Here is an 18557-nt window from a genome sequence, read left to right on the forward strand (position 1 = left end):
TGAACCCTGAAACCCAAAGGCGGAGATCACCCGCATGCGCGAAGCCATCACCCTCGATTTCGTCTCGGACGTCGTCTGCCCCTGGTGCGCCATCGGCCTTTCCGGGTTGCTGGAAGCCATCCAGCGCGTCGACGGCGAGATCGACGTCGAACTGCACATCAAGCCCTTCGAGCTCAATGCCGACATGGCCGCCGAAGGCGAGGACCTGGTCGAGCACCTGCAGCGCAAGTACGGCAGCAGCGCCGAGGACATCGCCAGCAACCACAAGCGCATCCGCGACTTCGGCGAGGAAGTCGGCTTCCACTTCGACCTGCACAGGCGCCAGCGCATCTACAACACCTTCGACGCCCACCGCCTGCTGCACTGGGCCGCCGAACAGGGCCGCGACCTGGCGCTGAAACAGGCGCTGCTGCACGCCTACTTCGGCGAAGGGCGCAACATCAGCGACAGCGGGGAACTGCTGGACCTGGCCGCCGGCGTCGGCCTGGACCCGGTGCGCACCCGCGAGATCCTCGACAGCGACGCCTACGCCAGCGAAGTGATGGAGCAGGAGGAATTCTTCACCAGCCACGGCATCCGCGCCGTGCCGGCGGTGATCATCAACGGCCGCCAGCTGATCTCCGGCGCGCAATCGGCCGACTACTACGAAAAAGCCCTGCGCCAGGTGGCCGAGAAAGGCGAACCGGCACCATAGACGCGAATGCCCCCACCCGCACCATCCCCGTAGGGCACATAACGCCTACGGCGTTATCCGCCAAATCGCGGACGGAGTCCGCTCCTACGCCGGAGAGGGTTGTGGCTCCGTAGGATGGTGTTGAGCGAAGCGATACCCATCGCCATGGCCGCATGGGTTTCGCCAAGGCTCAACCCATCCTACGAAGAGCGCTTCGGTGCAACCGGCAAGACAGTTGCTCCTACGGTTCGAGGAAGCACGGTCGTAGGAGCGGACTCCGTCCGCGATTGGATTCACCGGCCATGCCGGACGTCCCGGTGGCGCGGCCATCGGCGGATAACCGCGAACGGTTATTCGCCCTACGGACATGCAATCCACCGGCAGGCATGGCGTCCGCTCGCCACCCACAAAAAAGCCGGGGACATGCCCCGGCTTTTTCCTACCCATCCCGCCTCAGAGCGCCGACCAGCCGTCGGTCTTGCCGCCCAGCGGCTCGGAATGCTCGGCCAGCAGCTCCTCGTAGCCACCGATGTTCTCGTGGGTGGGCTCCATCACCGGGTAGGCCAGGACCTGCCAGGGGTTGGCCGGGTCGCCGTCATACTCGGAATAGGCCACCTTCTGGCCGTTCTGCAGCAGGAGGATGGCGAAATCCAGCGCCGCCTGCTCTTCCGGGAAGATCACGGCGAATTCCACCTCACGCTCGAACGAAAGGTCCTCGCCATCTTCCTGCAGGGCCCACAGGGCGTCGCCGATCTCGTCGTCGGGGAAGAGTTGCTTGTCGCGGGTCATGTCACAGCTCCAGTAGAAAGGGGGCGCCCGGTCGGGCGCCTGCCCACAAGGATACCTGCCTTGGCGCGACCGCGCCGGAAATATCGGGCGCCGGCCGCGGAAAAGGCAACGGCCCGCTGCACGAGGCAGCGGGCCGCCCTCACCACCGGCCTCAGGCCTGCAACTGGTTGCCGATCGGCAGGGTGCGGATGCGCTTGCCGGTGGCTGCCGCCAGGGCATTGGCCAGGGCCGGCGCCGCCGGCGGCACGCCGGGCTCGCCAACGCCGGTGGGCGCCTCGCTGGACGGCACTATGTGCACCTCCACCGCCGGCATCTCGTTGATCCGCAGCACCTGGAAGTCATGGAAGTTGGACTGCTCCACCACCCCTTCCTTGAGGGTGATGGCGCTGTGCAGGGCCATGGCCAGGCCATAGCCGATGCCGCCTTCCATCTGCGCACGGATCACGTCCGGGTTGATCGCCAGGCCGCAGTCCACGGCGCAGACCACGCGGTCGACCTTGAAGCTCTTGTCGGCCTTCACCGTGACTTCCACCACCTGCGCCACGAAACTGCCGAAGGACTCGTGCACGGCGATCCCGCGTCCGCGCTTCTCGCCTTCCCCGCCGGCCTTCAGCGGCTGCTTCCAGGCGGCCCTTTCGGCCACCAGGTCGAGCACGCCCAGGTGCCGCGGGTACTTCTGCAGCAGCGCGCGGCGGAACTCGTACGGGTCCTTGCCGGCGGCGACCGCGGCTTCGTCGATCAGCGTCTCGGTGGAGTACGCCGTATGGGTGTGGCCCACCGAGCGCCACCACTGGGTGGGCACCTTGATCTCCGGCACCAGGGTCTGCTCCACGTGCAGGTTGGGCACGGCGTAGGGCAGGTCCGCCGCGCCTTCCACCGCCACCTTGTCGATGCCGTCCTTGACCATCACCTTCTCGAAGGGCGTGCCGACGATGAACGACTGTCCCACTAAATGCTGCTGCCAGCCCACCAGGTTGCCCTGGCCATCCAGCGCCAGCCGCGCGCTATGCAGGAAGGCCGGGCGGTAGTAACCGCCGCGGGTGTCGTCCTCGCGGGTCCAGACCATCTTCACCGGGCCCTTGTGGCCGTGCTCGCGGGCCGCCTTGGCGATGGAGACGGCCTCCAGCACGTAGTCCGAGTGCGGGTTGGCGCGGCGGCCGAAGCTGCCGCCGGCGTACAGCTGGGTGATGGCGACCTTCTCCGGGGCGATGCCGAGCAACTGCCCGACGGCCATCTGGTCGCCGGTCTGCCACTGCTCGCCGTTCCAGATCTCGCAGGCGCCGTCGGAGAGTTTGACCACGCAGTTCAGCGGCTCCATCGAGGCATGGGCCAGGTAGGGGAATTGGTACTCGGCCTCGATCAGCCTGGCCGGCTTGTCCAGCGCCTTGGCGATGTCGCCCTCGTTGCGCGCCACCACGCCCGGCTTGGCCGCCAGCTCCCGGTACCTGGCGAAGATCTCGTCGCTGCCCAGGCGGAAGGCGTTGCTCTCGTCCCATTCCACCTGCAGGGCGTCACGGCCCTGGCGCGCGGCCCAGGTGTTCTTCGCCAGCACGGCGACGCCGGCGAAGCGCGAGTCGCTGCCCGGGTACTGCACCACCGCCACCACGCCGGGCACGGCCTTGGCCTTGCTGTCGTCCACCTTCCCCGGCACGCCGCCGAAGCGCGGCGGGTGCGCCACCACGGCCACCAGCATGTCCGGCAGGTGCACGTCCTGGGTGAAGCGCGCCTGGCCATCGGTCTTGTCCTGGCTGTCCTTGCGCGGCAGCCTGACCTGGCCGATCAGCTTGAAATCCTTCGGCGCCTTGAGCTGCACGTCCGCCGGCACCGGCTGTTGGGCCGCCGCCTCGGCCAACTGGCCGAACCCGGCCTTGTGCCCGGAAGCCTTGTGCTCGACCACGCCGTCGTGCACCTCGATCTGCTCGGCCGGCACCTTCCATCGCTGCGCCGCGGCGGCTACCAGCATGGCCCGGGCAGTGGCCCCGGCCTTGCGCATCTGCTCGAAGGAGTTGGCCATGGCGCTGCTGCCGCCGGTGCCCTGCAGGGTGCCGAAGGCCAGGTTGGCGTAGCGCTTGGCGTCCGCCGGGGCGCCCTCGACGCGGACCTTGCTCCAGTCGGCGTCCAGCTCCTCGGCCAGCAGGGTGGCCAGGCCGGTGTAGCTGCCCTGCCCCATTTCCACGTGCTTGGCGATCACCGTCACCGTGTCGTCCGCGGCGATGCGCACGAAGGCGTTGGGTTCGAAGGCCTTGGCCGCGGCGGCCTCGGGGTCGCCGAAGCGGCCCAGCAGCGGCGCGAAGTAGATGCCCAGGGCCAGGCCGCCGGCGCCGCGCAGGAAATGCCGGCGGCTGAGGTTGAGGATGCCGTTGCCGGCGTCTTCCGGCTCGAGGCTGGCTCGTTGCTGCAGGTCTGCCATGTCGAGTCTCCTCAGGCCAGGTTCTGCGCGGCTTCGTGGATGGCCGCGCGGATGCGTACGTAGGTGGCGCAGCGGCAGATGTTGCCGCCCATGGCCGCGTCTATGTCGGCGTCGCTGGGGCTCTTGTTGCCGGCCAGCAGCGCCGTGGCGGACATGATCTGGCCGGACTGGCAGTAGCCGCACTGCACCACGTCCAGCTTGCGCCAGGCCTCCTGCACCGCCTTGCCGGCGGGTTGCCCGGCCACCGCCTCGATGGTGGTGACCTGCTTGCCGGCCACCGTCGCCAGGGGCGTCACGCAGGAGCGCGTGGGCTGGCCGTCGACGTGCACGGTGCAGGCCCCGCACAGGGCCATGCCGCAGCCGTACTTGGTGCCGGTGAGCAAGGCGACGTCGCGCAGCGCCCAGAGCAGGGGCATTTCCCCGGGCGCGTCGAATTCATGGTCCTTGCCGTTGAGTTTCAGCTTGATCATCAGGCGCTCACCTCTTGGTTCGGGTGATGTGGAAATGCGGAGCCAAGGCCGCTCCGTGGGAATGGATTCAGCCTAGGCGCTTCCCCGGCCGAATGCCGCGACGATACGGGAAAAGCCCGCCCAGTGGCTTGCCCGGTCCTGCGCAGGCTTGCCCGATCCTGCGCTGGATGCGGCCGGGTTCCAGGAAGCACGGTCGTAGGAGCGGACTCCGTCCGCGATTGAATTCACCGGCCGCGCCGGACGCCCCGGTGGCACGGATGGCGGCGGATAACCGCGAACGGTTATTCGCCCTACGCCCCACCCACACCGTTCCCCTGTAGGAGCGAGCTTGCTCGCGAACAGCTTCGGCACGGGGTTTGTTCGCGAGCAAGCTCGCTCCTACGAAAAGCGGGTGCGCAGAAACGCCGAAGCCACTCCGGGGGAGTGGCTTCTGGCATTGCGCGGGACGGCGGGTCAGTCGGCGACCTTCATCACCACCCGGCCGCCGCTGGGGCAGCTTTCCATGTAGTTGCTGGCCTCGCGGAACCTGGCGAAGTCGAAGACCTTGTCGATGCTCGGCTTGAGCAGTTGGTCGGCGGTCATCTGGTTGATCGCCTGCAGCGCCCGCTGCACCGCCTCGTCGTTGCGCGTCAGGCCGATTTCCGGCTGGCCGGTGAAGTCCAGCACGCAGTGGCGGTAGAACTGCAGGTGCTTCTTGAAGGCCGCGCAGGCCGGGAAGGTGGCGTCGTTGCCGCCGTTGATGCCGTAGAGGATCAGCTTGCCGCGCGGCGCGGCGACGTCGCCCAAGAGCTTCATCTGCGGGCCGGCGCACTGGTCCAGGACCACTTCCACGCCCTTGCCGTCGGTGAAGCGCTCGACTTCCAGCACCAGGTCCTGCTCCTCGGTGTAGATCACCTTGTCGGCGCCCAGGCTGCGGATGAAGTCGCGGGTGTTCTCGTGGCTGGTGGTGGCGATGACCTTGGCACCCAGGGCCTTGGCCAGCTGGATCGACTGCGGCGCCAGGCAGTGCCCGGCCTCGGTGATCAGCACGTGCTGGCCCGGCTGCAGCCTGGCCAGCTCGACCAGGGCGAAGTAGGCGTACAGCAGGCCGGTATAGTGCACCGCGGCCTCGACCGGGGTGAGGTTGTCCGGGTAGCGCGTCAGCGAGGTGCGCGGCATCACCACGTAGTCGCCCCAGGCCGGGTACTGGTTCGGCGAATCGGCCGGGAAGCTGGCCACGGCCATGCCGGGCGCAAGATCGCTGACGTTCGCGCCCACGGCCTCGACCACGCCAGCCAGTTCGTAGCCGATCCCGGCGGGCAGCTGGGCCTGGTCGGGCGCCAGGTTCTGCCGCCAGAGCACGTCGCGCCAGCTCACGCCCAGCGCCTGGGTGCGGATCAGGACTTCATCCGGCCCCGGTTGCGGGGTCGGGACTTCCTCGAGTTTGAGTACCGAGGCATCACCGAACTGGTGGAAACGGATCATGCGGGACATCACATACCTCGCCGTTGATGCTTTATAGCCACGGACTCTATCCGGGCTTTCTTGTGCTTGCTACCCACCGCTATCGATAGTCGACATAAATGCCGATGATTCCGCAGGCATATCAGTCGCGTAGGCCGGAACACCAGACGGCGCTCGAAAAATGCGGCCTTGCAGGAGGGAAGCATAACGGCTGTTGAACGTCTTGCTAAGGAAGAATGCGGAAAATGATCAAGGACTTATCTGTCAGACCTTGACGCCAGACGCGCCGCGCTTCACTTTTCCCCCATCGTCAGGGAGAGCCCATGAACCGCAACGACCTCCGCAAGGTTGACCTCAACCTGTTGATCGTCTTCGAAACGCTGATGCACGAACGCAGCGTGACCCGCGCCGCCGAGAAGCTGTTCCTCGGCCAGCCGGCGATCAGCGCGGCCCTGGCGCGCCTGCGCAACCTGTTCGACGACCCGCTGTTCGTCCGCACCGGCCGCAGCATGGAGCCCACCGCCCGGGCCCAGGAGATCTTCGGCCACCTGTCGCCGGCGCTGGACTCCATTTCCACCGCCCTGAGCCGTGCCGCCGACTTCGACCCGGCCACCAGCAAGTCGGTGTTCCGCATCGGCCTGTCCGACGACGTGGAGTTCGGCCTGCTGCCGGCGCTGCTGCGCCGCCTGCGCTCCGAGGCGCCGGGCATCGTCCTGGTGGTGCGCCGCGCCAACTACCTGTTGATGCCGCAACTGCTGGCCTCCGGCGAGATTTCCGTGGGCGTCAGCTACACCGACGAGCTGCCGGCCAACGCCAAGCGCAAGACACTGCGCCGCAGCAAGTGGAAGGTGCTGCGCGCCGATTCGGTGCCCGGCCAGCTGAGCCTGGACGACTACTGCACCCGACCCCATGCCATGGTGTCCTACGCCGGCGACCTGGAAGGCTTCGTCGACGAGCAGCTGGCCGCGGTGGAGCGCAAGCGCCAGGTGGTGCTGGCGGTGCCGCAGTTCAACGGCCTGGGCGCCCTGCTCGCCGGCACTGACCTGATCGCCACGGTGCCGGACTACGCGGCCCTGGCGCTGACCGCCGCCGGCGGCCTGCGCGCCGAGGAACCGCCCTTCACCCCGCGCCCGGCGGAATTGTCCATGGTCTGGCGCGGCGCCCAGGACAACGACCCGGCCGAGCGCTGGCTGCGCTCGCGCATCAGTATGTTCGTCGGCGATCCCGACAGCCTGGTCTGAGGCCGTTCGGCGCAGTTCCGGTTTCGGGGTTAGAATGACGGGCAACATGTCATTCGATCCAGGACCAGCCCCATGCGCTACCCCGACGACCACAAGGCCCAGACACGCCAGCGCATCATCGACGAGGCCTCACGGCGTTTCCGCAGCGAAGGCGTCGAAGCCACCGGCCTGCAGACCCTGATGAAGGCCCTGGGGCTGACCCACGGTGGTTTCTACGCGCACTTCAAGTCCAAGGAAGAGTTGGTGGAGATCGCCCTGCAGGCGGCCTCCGACCAGCTCGCCGAGGTGGCCGGCGAGACCTTCCTCGAGCCGAACGCGCTGGCGAACTTCATCGACGACTACCTCTCCGAGCAGCATCGCGACCACCCCGAGCGCGGCTGCCCCTTCCCCACCCTGAGCGCCGAACTGGGCGCCCGCGGCCGCCCCAGCCCGACCACCGACCGGGCCCTGACCCAGCGCCTGGAGCGGCTGGAGAAGGTCCTGCCCGCGGAACATCCGGCGGACCAGGCGGTGGCGACCCTGGCCACCCTGGTCGGCGCCCTGCTGCTGTCGCGCAGCGTGGCCGACCCGGCATTGTCCGAACGCATCCTGGAAAGCACCCGGCGCTACCTCAAGCGCGATATCGCGGGCGAACTGTAGGAGCGGGCCCTGCCCGCGATTTCGCGCGCAGGGCGCGCTCCTACAGGGGAATAGCGTGGGTGGGGCGACGTAGGGCGAATAACCGTTCGCGGTTATCCGCCGTTGGTCGCGCCACCGGGGTGTCCGGCGCGACTGGTGAATCCAATCGCGGACGGAGTCCTACGTCCGTGCTTCCTGGAGCCGTAGGAGCGGACTCCGTCCGCGATTTGGCGGATAACGCCGTAGGCGTTATGCGCCCTACGGGGTCGATTCCACCTGCACGCCGTAGCGCTCCGCCGGCAGGCGGCCGGAGAGGAAGGGCGCCAGGTTCTGCCGCGCGCGGGTGTAGGCCTCGAAGTCCCGCATGTCGGGCAGCGCCGGGATGGTGATGAGCTCGCCCAGGTCCAGCCCGGCCAGGGCAGCGTCGACCATGTGGCCGACTTCCATGAGGATGTCTTCCGGGACGTCGGTGCCCGAGCGGTCCCAGATTTCCGTGCGGGTGGCGCCCGGCAGCACCGCCTGCACGCGCACGCCCAGGGGCGCCAGTTCCTGCTGCAGCGAGATGCTCAGGTTGAGCAGGAAGGCCTTGGTGCCGCTGTACACGCCGTTGAACTGCTCCGGCGCCAGGGCCAGGATCGAGGTGAGGTTGACGATGGTGCCCCGCCCCTGCGCGGCGAAGGCCTTGGCCGCACAGCCGGCCAGGCGTGCCGAGGCCAGCACGTTGAGGGTGATCATCTGCTCCAGCTGGTCCAGCCCCGCCTCCACCATGCTGCCCTTGACCGCCATCCCGGCGTTGTTCACCAGCATGTCGATGCCGGCGTCCCCGGCCAGGCGCGCTTCCACCCGGGCGCGCTCCTTCGGTTCGGTCAGGTCCGCCGGCAGTATGTCGACATCCACCCCGTACTCGGCCTGCAGGCAGGCGGCCAGGGCCGTCAGCCGTGCCCGGTCGCGGGCCACCAGCAGCAGGTCGTGGCCCCGCTCTGCCAGGCGCTGGGCGTAGGCCGCGCCTATGCCGGCGGAAGCGCCGGTCACCAGTGCGCAACCTTTACTGTTCTTGCTCATCTCGTCACTCCAGGCCCTCGCGGCCCCCATCGTTCGAAACCTGGCGCGCGCACCGGGCGCGCAGCCGCCGTCACCCCCGGATGCTAGGGATATGCCCCGGCGGGTCAATCGCCCGAAAAGACGACGGCAGTTGGAGCGACAGGCCCCGCCCCACGGGCCCTGCGGCGATTAGATTGCCCATTCTAGAGTGCCGGGCGGATGCTGGCCGCGACCGTCGCCAGACAAGAACAAGCCGGGGCGATTCGAACCCACTCTGCCTGTTCTGCGGTCGGGAGCCGCTCCCGACGGGAGGTCTCATGCGATTACGCTGCTTTTTCCTGGGCTGCCGCTGGAGCGAGGGCGTGCCCACCCGCGTGGGCGAGGTGCTGATGCTCCACCAGCGCTGCAGCCATTGCGGCGCACAACGCTACCTGAGCACGGAGGAAGCGGAGCCGGAGGTCGTCGACCCCGGCGCCTGAAAAAAAGCCCGACCGGGCGCCGCCAGCAGGCGGCGCCCGGCGTTTTCAGCGGATGAAGGCCTGGCTGGTGGTGATTGCCATGTCGCCGCCGGGCAGCTTCAGGTCGCCGATGCGCTCCAGGCTGTCGGCGTCGAAGATCGCCACGTCGTTCAGGGTGCCGGTCAGGTACAGCTTGGTGCCGGCCTTGTTGGCGGTCAGGCAATAGTAGGAGTGGTCGAGGTTGGCCGCCTTCTCCAGCTTCTGCGCCTTGATGTCGTACTTGACCAGGCGGTTGAGCACGCCGTACATCACGTTGCGGTCTTTCGGCGAGCGGATGCCGCTGAAGTACACCTCGGTGACCGGGCCGAAGTCGACGGTCTCGGTCTTGCCGGTGGCCAGGTCGATGTTGAAGAAGCCGTACAGGTAGTCGGCGGTGGCCGGGTCCTGCTTGGCGTCCTTGAACTTCGCGGTGGTGTACAGCAGCGAGAAGTCACGCGGGTAGGTCTGCTGGTTCCACACGTAGAGCACGTCCGGCGCCGCGTAGTTCGGGCGCTTCCAGTTGCGGCTGGGGATCAGCACGTCGAACTTGCCGGTCTTCACGTCCACCTTGTAGATGTCCGGGCCGGCCACGTACAGGGTGCCGTCGTCGCCGGTCTGCATGATGGTCAGTTGGCGCGGCGCGGGGAAGGTGCGGATCGGCTTGGCGTCCATGCCGCCATCGGCGGCGTAGACCTGCAGGCGCGGCTGCTGCACCTCGTAGTGCTCGGCGAGGATCAGCGTCGGGTTGGCGATGGCGTAGACCTCCTTGCCGTCGTGGCTGACGGTCATGGAGAACATCGAGCGCGCGTTCTCGCCCGCCTTCTGCGCGATGGTGGCATGGAACACCGGCTTGCAGTCGTCCAGCTGCAGGCCGTAGATGTCCGCGTAGTGGTTGCTCAGCACGTAGGCGATCTTGCGGTCCGGCGACAGCTGGATCATGCCCGGGCCGTAGGCGCCGGGAACGGTACAGGTCTTGTAGAGCTTGTCGGTCTGCATGTCGATGACGTGCAGGTTGTTCGGGTAGTTGGTGGACACCAGGTACTCGTGGCCACTTTCCAGGGCCTTGTCCTCGTTGGCGGCGGCTGCGGCGTGCAGCGCGCAGGCCAGCGAGAGGCCACCGAGGACGGCGGCGAATGCTTTTCTGGACATGCAGTGCTTCCTCTTGTTCTTCTGTCCGCTCATTTGTCGTCCGGGAATACGGTGCCGAGGTTGCGCCAGTTCTCCGCGGAGGCCTGGGCGTCCTTGTTCCAGTCGGGGTAGGTGCTCATCATGTCCGGCACCTGGGCCGGCCACCAGCAGGGGTCGGAGCAGCCGTAGAGGTCGGCCTCCATCGGCTGGCACAGCGAGGAGACGCCGCCGAACACGTCGATCTCCCAGCCCGGGTCGGTGGTGGAGGCGCAGCCGGCGACCGAGTTCATCGCCACCACGTCCTCGATGCGGTCCTCGGCGGCAGCCTGCTCCAGCTGCTGTGCCTTGTTGTTGATCGCTTTGAGATGTTTCATGTCAGTGCGCCTTCCGCGGAGTGATGTGGCGGTCGATGAAGCTGGGGTTCGAGGCCATGATCCGGCTGTAGACCTCGATGCCGAAGTCCACCCAGTCCCTCATCAGTTCGCAGTAGTGGTAGGTGGGGTGCGCCGGGTCGCCGTAGCGCGCGTAGCTCTCGTGGTAGCAGCCGCCGGAACACAGGTTGCGGATGCGGCAGCTGGCGCAGCCGGTGTCGGTGCGGTCCAGGCGTTGCGAGAGGAAGTCGTTCAGCTCGGCCTGCTTGACCCCGGCGTGCACGTTGCCGAAGGTCGGCAGCGAGGAGCCGGTGAAGCGGTGGCACAGGTTCAGCTCGCCCTTGTGGTCCACCGCCAGCATCTTCAGCCCGGCGCCGCACGGCAGGGCCTTCTTCTGGCCCTCGTGGATGTCGGTGATCAGCTGGTGCAGGTTGGAGAAGCCGATGTTGCGCCCCTCCAGCGCCTCCGCCAGGTAGCGGCGGCCCAGGGCCTTCATGTTGGCGAAGACCTGCTTGAGCTCCTCGCCGGTCAGGTTGAAGCTGCTGATGTCGCCCGAGGTCACCGGGGCGAAGCCGACCTCGGCGAAGCCCAGTTCGTTGAACAGGTGGTCCCAGATGGTCTCGACGTCGGTGACGCCGGTGGTCAGGGTCACCCGCGCGCCCACCGGGCGGCTGTTGTAGCGCGACAGCAGCATGTCGGCCTTGCGCCGCACCACGTCGTAGGTGCCCTGCCCGCCCACGGTGATGCGGTTGCGGTCGTGCACGGTCTTGGGCCCGTCGATGCTGACGGACAGGCCGAAGCGGTGGGCGTTGAGCCAGTCGACGATCTCTTCGGTGAGCAGCGTGGCGTTGGTGGTCATGACGAAGTCCACCACCTTGCCCAGCTCGCCGAAGCGGCGCTCGCAGTAGGCCACCATGTGCTCGATCAGCGGCCGGTTGGACAGCGGCTCACCACCGAAGAACACCACGGTGTAGCGCTTCTCGTCGGGCGATTCCCTGAGCAGCATCTCCACCGAGGCCTCGGCGGTTTCCGCGCCCATCTTCTTGCCGGCGGAGGGCTTGTCCAGGTCTTCCTTGTAGCAGTAGGTGCAGCTGAGATTGCAGCCGGTGTTGACGTTCAGCACCACGGTGTTGAGCGCGGTGCGGTCGACTTTCTTGATGCCGATTTCAGGGGTGAGCGGCGAGCCGTCGCTGACCAGCTCCAGCGCGATCAGCTCGCGCAGGGTCTCGTCGATCTCGTTGGCCTCGAAGCGCCCGGCCAGGCGCTGCGTCAGCTCGTCCGGCGAGCAGGCGTGCCCGCGCAGGGCATCGATGATCCCGCCGGTCAGCTCGTCGCTGGCGAACAGCGAGGAGCTGGGGATGTGGAACAACAGGCGGTCGGCGTCCACCCGCACTTCGTGCAGGTTGCGCTCGACCAGATTCAAGATGGCGCCCATGGCGACCTCCCGGAACTTGCTTGGTACGCCCCGCCCGCGGGCGGGGGTTCATGCGTTCAGTTCATCCGAACCCGTGTGACGCGGTGGATCACGGGATCGGCGGGTTGTTCCAGCGCTGCACGGTGACGATCATGTGGCCTTCGCCCTGGTGCGTCTTGCCGGCGTCGTCCACGGCGGCGATCACCTTCAGGTTGCCGGCGTTGTTGGTCATCATCTTGCGCTCGGGGTTGGGGCCGGCGTCGCCCGGGGTGAACACGCCGCTGGCGGCGTCCATCACACCGGCGAACTTGACGTCCTGGTCCTCTTTCGCACGGTCGTCGAAGGGCTCCACCGACCACGTGGCCGGGAACACGCCGATGCGGAACGGCTTGCCGTCGGCGCCCTTGCCCCAGGCCTCGGCGTCGAAGCTGCCCTGCACCTTGGGCGTGGAGCCGCCGTTGCCTCCGATGCGCGAGACGGAGAACTCCGGCACCACCTTGACCTCGGCGATGTCCTTGTAGACCGCCAGGCTGCCGCCCTTGGCAGTGCCGACGCTGACCTCGCGCTCGCCGGCCGCGGCCGCGGCGTCGGCCTTGACCTTCACGGTCACGCGTTCGGGGGTTTCGGACACCACGGAGACCACCTCCACGCCCTTGCCGAACGACGGCTTGCCCTTCAGCCCGCTGCCGATGACGCTGACCTCGGTCTCGCTGCCGGCCTTCAGGTACGCCGGCTGCACGCCCAGCACGTGGCTGGTGCCGTTCTGCGCGGCGACGAAGTCCAGGCCGAGTTCGTCATGGGCCTTGTCGAACATGCGGCCCTGCATCTGGCCCTTCAGCGCGGCGAACACCTGGCGCATGGTCACGTCGCCCACGGTGACGTTGCCGCGCCATTCGAAGCCGTTGTACAGCACCGCGCTGCCCTCGCCGTTGAACGGGGTGCCGTCGGCGTACTGGCCCTTGACGCTGAGCTTGAACTGGTCGTCGGCGCCGCCGCTGACATTCATGGTGCCGGCCACGTCGCCCTTGCCCGGCATGTGCCCGGCGAAGCTCCATTCCCCGGCCAGGGACTCGGCCTTCGGCCGGTTCTTCTGCCAGTCGCTCCAGGCCTTGCTGTCCAGCGGGAAGCGCTTGGCCAGTTCCGGGACCATCTCCTTCTTCGCCAGGTCGAACCAGTCGCGGTCGCGGGACAGCGCCTGGTATTCCAGCGACGGCCAGCGGCCCAGGTGGAAGTTCACCAGCTTCTCCCACTCCGCCGCCGGGCGGCGCTGCAGGGCGATGCGCGCGGCCGAGTGGCAGCGGGCGCACATCTGCTCGAAGTTGCTATCGAAGTGCTCGACGGTGTTCAGCCGGCGCTCCAGGGCGTAGCGCACGCCATCGGTCTCGCTGGGCGCCAGGCCCTGCTTGTCGGCGAGGAACTTGACCACCGCGCGGCGATCCTCGTCGCTGATCTTCAGGCCGTACATCACCTGCATCCGCGCGATGCTCATCAGCCAGCCCTCCGGCGTCTTGCGCTGGTGGCTGATGCGGCTCAGGGAATTGTTGCCCTCTGGGGTGTGGCACGCCATGCACTTGGCGTTGATGATGGTCTGGCCATCGGCGGCGTGGGCCGGCTGCTGCAGGGCCATGGCCATTGCGGCCAGGGTTCCGGCGCCCAGGTAGTGCCGAAGTCGTGTCATCTTCAAGATCAGGCCTCCTCGGTGTTTCTTGTTGAAATTGTTCTGTGCCCACCGCTGGGCGAACAGCTGGTTCCGTCTAGCTCTCCAGCTGTTTAGCAGGTTGTGTGCCACTACTGCGCAAGCCCCGCCGAATCAGGCCTTCGACGGATTTGCGGGCCACCCTGCGACAAGTTGGCACGTCTAATTTCGCGATTGCTGTCTAACTCTGAGACAAGCCCTCGGGACGCGCCTGGGATGCAGTATGGACGCGCTTGCGCGATGTGCCCGCGCCGGGCAGCAGCAAGGCGCCGAGCAGCATGCAGGCCAGCCCGGTCCAGACGAACGACAGCAGCGGGTAGCGGCGGATCACCACCAGGCTCTCGATGGCCTCGCCCTTCTGCCCCATCAGCCGCGGCGAGGCCGGCACCCACACCTGCAGGTCGCCCAGCCAGCCGCGGATGATGAAGGGGTGCAGCACGTAGCCGCGGTCCGAGGCGAAGCGCGCGTAGTGGTAGTCGAGGATCTCGCACAGTTGCCGCACCGGGCCCTGGTAGGCCGGCGGGTTGCCGCGGCTGTCCTGGAACAGCGCATGGCCCTCCAACTGGCGGCCGCCGTCGCGCAGCTCCACCCGCGCCACCGAGTGGTAGCCGGCGCGATCCGCCCGGGTGCTGTCGGGCAGCACCCGCAGCTGCATGCCGTTGGCCAGCGCCTGCCATTGCTCGAAGGAGGCCCCCGGCGGGATGGTCACCTGCAGGTAGGTGTTCAGCGCCGTGGCGGCCAGCCCGCCGACTAGGGCGACCACCGCGCCGCCATGGATCAGCGCCACGCCGCCGCTGTAGCGCAGGTTGCCCAGGCGCCGGCTGCGCCACAGGGCGAGCACGCACCAGAAGGCGCAGGACGCCAGCAGGAAGGCCCCGCCCAGCAACGCCGCGTCCAGCCAGGGCAGCACCACCACGACGTTCTGCGAAAGCATGCCCTGGCCGCTGTAGCCGGCGCTCAGCCAGCCGCCATGCCAGCCCACCAGCAGCATGGCCACGGCCATCGCCAGGCTCGCCGCCAGCGCCAACCTGGGCCAGCCGCTGCGGCGCAGGAAGCTGTAGCCGCCGATCAGCCCGAGCAGGCCCAGCAGCGGCAGCAGCCAGCGCACCAGGCCGTAGCCGTCCACGTCCCACTGGTCGAAGGCGCGGCGCAGGCCGTTCATCTCGTCGGTGGTGGCCCAGGCGGTGAGCGTCTCGAAGAACGGCTTGAGGTCGCCCGGGCGCTCCAGCCCCAGCCATTCGTAGAGGTGCGCCTGCAGCAGCGCGCCCAGGGCCAGCAGCGCGCTGCCGGCGAACAGGTAGATGGCCACGTCCAGGGTCCAGTCCGAGCGGGCCTTGCGCCCTGCCCCGCGGCGCGCCCGCAGCGTCGCCCAGCCGGCCAGCGCCAGCAGTGCCGCGGCCAGGCCCAGGTGGGCCAGCCAGGAGGTGGTGCCTATGTAGCGGTGCGAGCTGGCCAGCACCGTGCTGCGCGTCACCGCCATGGCGCCGCAGGCCATGGCCGCAGCCAGCAGGCTGAGCCATGGCAGCAGGCGCCGGTTGGCCCCGTCCGGGCGCCAGCGCCGCGCGCCGTGCAGCACCGCGCCGAGCAGCGCCCAGACCACGAAGGCCGAGGTCTGCACCGGGTCCCAGTGCCATAGCTGGCCGAAGGTGAAGTCCTCCATGGCCCAGGCCATGCCCGCGCCTATGCCGGCGCTGAGCACCAGCCAGGCGCGCCGGCCGTAGCGCAGGGCCACCGCGCCATAGGCCTCGCCGCCACCGCCCAGGGCATCCAGCGCCGCCCCGGCCGGCGCCAGGGCCCAGGCGTAGGCGGCCAGCACCAGGGGCGCGTGGAAGGCCATCCAGAAGGTCTGCAGGTGGGCGTTCATGCCCTGGTTGGGCTGCGCCGCCAGCCAGTCCGCCGGGGTGGCGGAAAAGGGCCCGAGCCAGGCCGCGGTGGCTGCGTACCAGGCGGCCACCAGCGCCCCGCAACGCCCGGCCCAGCCGGCCTGGCGCGCCTGGCCGGCGGCGATGGCCGTGCAGAAGGTGGCCAGCAGCAGCACGGTGCCCTCGTCGCCGCCCCAGAGGTTGGCCATCTTCAGGTAGCCGGGCAAGGCGGCGCTGCTGTAGAGCCAGGCGTAGCGCAGCTGGAAATGGTCGGCCAGCAGGTGCAGGGCCAGCGCCAGGCAGGCGCCGCACAGCGCCCCCAGGGCCAGCGGCCAGGCCAGGGCGCGCCACCGGGGCCGCGCGGCGCCCAGGGCGATGAGCACGGCGCTGGCCCACAGCCAGGCATTGCCCAGCAACGGCAGGAACCACAGCAGCAGGCAGGTGGCGACAAAGGCGCCAAGCCCGGGGAACACGGGCGATGGGGTGAACGTCCTCTTCAAATCGGGCCTCCTTGGAATGCTTCCCGCCTGTGTTCGCGGGAATGCGCCTCCGGGCCTCTACATATTGTGTGCCAGCAGCGAAAAGACCTTGCATGACAGTCGCTTGGCGCAAGGCCAGGGGCCACGCGGCGTTGCAATTCGCGACAGCCATTGCAGCCTGAGACAGCACCCTTGGTTCTAGCCGATCCGCCGCGGCTGGATATCTGGAAGATGGCGTTTATGCTTCTAGATGGCCCGCACGCCTTGCCGGGCCAGCCTGAAGCCTGTCTGCAGTCTCGCTTCGACTATCCGTGTTCCGCTGCATCAACCCCATGGCCCGAGTGCGGCAACGGTGGTTAAGGACTCCGGCCCATCACAAGAACAAGACGGAGAAGAACATGGCGCAGACCTACAGCCCGGCCGCGGGCAACACACCCCACAACGGCATCACCCGGGAGGAGCGCAAGGTCATCTTCGCCTCCTCCCTGGGCACCGTCTTCGAGTGGTACGACTTCTACCTCTACGGCTCGCTCGCGGCGATCATCGCGAAGCACTTCTTCGCCGGGGTCAACGAGACGACGGCCTTCATCTTCGCCCTGCTGGCCTTCGCCGCCGGCTTTGCGGTGCGCCCCTTCGGCGCCATCGTGTTCGGCCGCCTGGGCGATCTGGTGGGGCGCAAGTACACCTTCCTCATCACCATCGTCATCATGGGCATCTCCACCGCAGTGGTGGGCATGCTGCCCAGCTATGCCAGCATAGGCGTGGCGGCGCCGGTCATCCTGATCAGCCTGCGCCTGCTGCAGGGCCTGGCGCTGGGCGGCGAGTACGGCGGCGCGGCGACCTACGTGGCCGAGCACGCGCCCCAGGGCAAACGCGGCTTCTTCACCTCGTGGATCCAGACCACCGCCACCCTCGGCCTGTTCCTCTCGCTGCTGGTGATCATGGCCTGCCGCACCTCCCTGGGCAACGAGGCCTTCGAGGCCTGGGGCTGGCGCATCCCCTTCCTGCTCTCCATCGTGCTGCTGGCCATCTCGGTGTACATCCGCCTGCAACTCTCCGAGTCGCCGGTGTTCAAGCGCATGAAGGAGGAAGGCAAGGCGTCCAAGGCGCCGCTGACCGAGTCCTTCGCCCGCTGGGACAACCTCAAGGTGGTGATCATGTCGCTGCTCGGCGGCACCGCCGGCCAGGCGGTGGTCTGGTACACCGGGCAGTTCTACGCGCTGTTCTTCCTGCTGCAGACGCTGAAGATAGACGCGCAGACCGCCAACCTGCTGATCGCCGGCTCGCTGTTGCTGGGCACGCCCTTCTTCGTGTTCTTCGGCAGCCTGTCCGACCGCATCGGGCGCAAGAAGATCGTCATGGCCGGCTGCATCCTCGCCGCCCTGACCTACTTCCCGATCTTCAAGGGCCTGACCGAGTTCGGCAACCCCGACGTGTTCGCCGCGCAGGAGAAGAACCCGGTCACCGTGGTCGCCGACCCGTCCGCCTGCGCCTTCCAGTTCGACCCGGTGGGCAAGGCCAAATTCACCAGCTCCTGCGACCAGGCCAAGAGCCTGCTGGCGAAGAAGGCCATTCCCTACCAGAACGTCAAGGCCGAGAGCGGCGCCGTGGCCCAGGTGCACATCGGCGACAAGGTGATCGCCAGCTTCGAGGGCGGCGGCCTGGCGGCGGCGGACTTCAAGGCGCAGTCCGAGGCCTTCACCGCGCAGATGGGCACCGCCCTCAAGGACGCGGGCTACCCCGAGAAGGCCGACCCGGCCAAGACCAACCACCTGGCGGTCCTGCTGCTGCTCACCGTGCTGGTGATCTACGTGACCATGGTCTACGGCCCCATCGCCGCCTGGCTGGTGGAACTCTTCCCGGCGCGCATCCGCTACACCTCCATGTCGCTGCCCTACCACATCGGCAACGGCTGGTTCGGCGGCTTCCTGCCCACCGTGGCCTTCGCCATGGTGGCCGCCACCGGGGACATCTACTACGGCCTCTGGTACCCCATCGTCATCGCGGTGATGACGGCCATCCTCGGCACCTTCTTCCTGCCGGAAACCAAGGACCGCGAAATCCACCACGCCTGAGCCGCAACCCTGCCTCGAAACAGCCCGCCCCGTGCGGGCTGTTTCGTTCGGGGCTGCTACCTGTTCCAGCGATGCTGACAGCCGATTCCAGCGATTGTGATCCGCCTCGCTGATGTTTACCCAAGGCTTTCCGGACTCCTCCTATTTACTTGTGATGCCAAGACCATCGAGCCTCGGGCCAGGCACATTGCTCAGCACCAGTCTGCTGCTACATCAGTGCCTCACATCATCAAGAGAGGTGCTTCAATGGCCATCGGATACTTCATTCGTTGCGGGGACAAGACCAGCTGTGGTGGTGTGGTGCTGGAAGCCGATACGCGCGTCATGATGTTCGGCGTTGCCCGTGCGCG

General features: G+C 67.9%; 15 protein-coding genes. 5 read left to right on the forward strand and 10 right to left on the reverse strand.

The genetic code is table 11. From position 1 onward, the window contains the following. The first annotated feature begins 34 nt into the window (after nucleotides 1-34). Nucleotides 35-694, forward strand: a complete 660-nt coding sequence (locus VV867_RS07565; protein WP_109934000.1) for a DsbA family oxidoreductase — start codon at nucleotides 35-37, stop codon at nucleotides 692-694. 432 nt (nucleotides 695-1126) lie between these two features. Here VV867_RS07565 and VV867_RS07570 read toward each other — a convergent pair whose 3' ends face one another. The 4 genes from VV867_RS07570 to VV867_RS07585 form a co-directional block, all read right to left on the reverse strand. Continuing rightward, nucleotides 1127-1462, reverse strand: coding sequence for a ribonuclease E inhibitor RraB (locus VV867_RS07570; protein ID WP_089392137.1), 336 nt, complete (start codon nucleotides 1460-1462; stop codon nucleotides 1127-1129). 151 nt (nucleotides 1463-1613) lie between these two features. After that, the gene (locus VV867_RS07575) at nucleotides 1614-3872 is read right to left on the reverse strand and encodes a xanthine dehydrogenase family protein molybdopterin-binding subunit (RefSeq protein ID WP_328566021.1); all 2259 of its coding nucleotides are present in this window, start codon (nucleotides 3870-3872) and stop codon (nucleotides 1614-1616) included. Nucleotides 3873-3883: 11 nt separating this feature from the next. After that, entirely contained in the window at nucleotides 3884-4342 is a 459-nt protein-coding gene (locus VV867_RS07580) for a (2Fe-2S)-binding protein (RefSeq protein ID WP_328566022.1), read from the reverse strand. A gap of 453 nt (nucleotides 4343-4795) precedes the next feature. After that, nucleotides 4796-5815, reverse strand: coding sequence for a zinc-dependent alcohol dehydrogenase family protein (locus VV867_RS07585; RefSeq protein WP_328566023.1), 1020 nt, complete (start codon nucleotides 5813-5815; stop codon nucleotides 4796-4798). 293 nt (nucleotides 5816-6108) lie between these two features. Between VV867_RS07585 and VV867_RS07590 the strand changes: the two genes are divergently transcribed. Next, entirely contained in the window at nucleotides 6109-7026 is a 918-nt protein-coding gene (locus VV867_RS07590; RefSeq protein ID WP_109934004.1) for a LysR substrate-binding domain-containing protein, read from the forward strand. Between the two features lie 72 nt (nucleotides 7027-7098). After that, entirely contained in the window at nucleotides 7099-7665 is a 567-nt protein-coding gene (locus tag VV867_RS07595; protein ID WP_328566024.1) for a TetR/AcrR family transcriptional regulator, read from the forward strand. 237 nt (nucleotides 7666-7902) lie between these two features. On the opposite strand, the gene VV867_RS07600 is transcribed toward VV867_RS07595, so the two are convergent. Next, a complete protein-coding gene (locus VV867_RS07600) occupies nucleotides 7903-8706 on the reverse strand; it encodes an SDR family NAD(P)-dependent oxidoreductase (protein ID WP_328566025.1) in 804 nt (267 codons plus the stop codon). 296 nt (nucleotides 8707-9002) lie between these two features. Here VV867_RS07600 and VV867_RS07605 point away from each other — a divergent pair, with 296 nt between their 5' ends. Then, a complete protein-coding gene (locus VV867_RS07605; protein ID WP_177412012.1) occupies nucleotides 9003-9164 on the forward strand; it encodes a PSPA7_2676 family Cys-rich small protein in 162 nt (53 codons plus the stop codon). A gap of 45 nt (nucleotides 9165-9209) precedes the next feature. Here VV867_RS07605 and peaD read toward each other — a convergent pair whose 3' ends face one another. The 5 genes from peaD to ccsA form a co-directional block, all read right to left on the reverse strand. Then, a complete protein-coding gene (gene peaD / locus VV867_RS07610) occupies nucleotides 9210-10331 on the reverse strand; it encodes a quinohemoprotein amine dehydrogenase subunit beta (RefSeq protein ID WP_109932495.1) in 1122 nt (373 codons plus the stop codon). Nucleotides 10332-10360: 29 nt separating this feature from the next. Beyond that, a complete protein-coding gene (gene qhpC, locus VV867_RS07615; protein WP_009620363.1) occupies nucleotides 10361-10684 on the reverse strand; it encodes a quinohemoprotein amine dehydrogenase subunit gamma in 324 nt (107 codons plus the stop codon). A gap of 1 nt (nucleotide 10685) precedes the next feature. Further along, the gene (gene peaB, locus VV867_RS07620; RefSeq protein WP_275630121.1) at nucleotides 10686-12116 is read right to left on the reverse strand and encodes a quinohemoprotein amine dehydrogenase maturation protein; all 1431 of its coding nucleotides are present in this window, start codon (nucleotides 12114-12116) and stop codon (nucleotides 10686-10688) included. Nucleotides 12117-12204: 88 nt separating this feature from the next. After that, the gene (gene peaA / locus VV867_RS07625; protein WP_177412023.1) at nucleotides 12205-13773 is read right to left on the reverse strand and encodes a quinohemoprotein amine dehydrogenase subunit alpha; all 1569 of its coding nucleotides are present in this window, start codon (nucleotides 13771-13773) and stop codon (nucleotides 12205-12207) included. 199 nt (nucleotides 13774-13972) lie between these two features. Further along, nucleotides 13973-16153 carry a cytochrome c biogenesis protein CcsA gene (ccsA, locus tag VV867_RS07630; protein ID WP_328566026.1) on the reverse strand — a complete coding sequence of 727 codons (2181 nt, stop codon included), beginning with the start codon at nucleotides 16151-16153 and terminating at the stop codon, nucleotides 13973-13975. A gap of 377 nt (nucleotides 16154-16530) precedes the next feature. Between ccsA and VV867_RS07635 the strand changes: the two genes are divergently transcribed. Continuing rightward, a complete protein-coding gene (locus VV867_RS07635) occupies nucleotides 16531-18207 on the forward strand; it encodes an MFS transporter (RefSeq protein WP_328566027.1) in 1677 nt (558 codons plus the stop codon). Nucleotides 18208-18557 lie beyond the last annotated feature (350 nt).

The sequence above is a fragment of the Pseudomonas sp. JH-2 genome (assembly GCF_036231725.1).
Lineage (GTDB): Bacteria > Pseudomonadota > Gammaproteobacteria > Pseudomonadales > Pseudomonadaceae > Pseudomonas > Pseudomonas delhiensis.

Excerpts from the sequence above, each read along its gene's own strand:
- VV867_RS07565 (WP_109934000.1), top strand. The coding sequence starts at position 35 with ATGCGCGAAGCCATCACCCTCGATTTCGTCTCGGACGTCGTCTGCCCC.
- VV867_RS07570 (WP_089392137.1), bottom strand. The coding sequence starts at position 1,462 with ATGACCCGCGACAAGCAACTCTTCCCCGACGACGAGATCGGCGACGCC.
- VV867_RS07575 (WP_328566021.1), bottom strand. The coding sequence starts at position 3,872 with ATGGCAGACCTGCAGCAACGAGCCAGCCTCGAGCCGGAAGACGCCGGC.
- VV867_RS07580 (WP_328566022.1), bottom strand. The coding sequence starts at position 4,342 with ATGATCAAGCTGAAACTCAACGGCAAGGACCATGAATTCGACGCGCCC.
- VV867_RS07585 (WP_328566023.1), bottom strand. The coding sequence starts at position 5,815 with ATGTCCCGCATGATCCGTTTCCACCAGTTCGGTGATGCCTCGGTACTC.
- VV867_RS07590 (WP_109934004.1), top strand. The coding sequence starts at position 6,109 with ATGAACCGCAACGACCTCCGCAAGGTTGACCTCAACCTGTTGATCGTC.
- VV867_RS07595 (WP_328566024.1), top strand. The coding sequence starts at position 7,099 with ATGCGCTACCCCGACGACCACAAGGCCCAGACACGCCAGCGCATCATC.
- VV867_RS07600 (WP_328566025.1), bottom strand. The coding sequence starts at position 8,706 with ATGAGCAAGAACAGTAAAGGTTGCGCACTGGTGACCGGCGCTTCCGCC.
- VV867_RS07605 (WP_177412012.1), top strand. The coding sequence starts at position 9,003 with ATGCGATTACGCTGCTTTTTCCTGGGCTGCCGCTGGAGCGAGGGCGTG.
- peaD (WP_109932495.1), bottom strand. The coding sequence starts at position 10,331 with ATGTCCAGAAAAGCATTCGCCGCCGTCCTCGGTGGCCTCTCGCTGGCC.
- qhpC (WP_009620363.1), bottom strand. The coding sequence starts at position 10,684 with ATGAAACATCTCAAAGCGATCAACAACAAGGCACAGCAGCTGGAGCAG.
- peaB (WP_275630121.1), bottom strand. The coding sequence starts at position 12,116 with ATGGGCGCCATCTTGAATCTGGTCGAGCGCAACCTGCACGAAGTGCGG.
- peaA (WP_177412023.1), bottom strand. The coding sequence starts at position 13,773 with ATGACACGACTTCGGCACTACCTGGGCGCCGGAACCCTGGCCGCAATG.
- VV867_RS07635 (WP_328566027.1), top strand. The coding sequence starts at position 16,531 with ATGGCGCAGACCTACAGCCCGGCCGCGGGCAACACACCCCACAACGGC.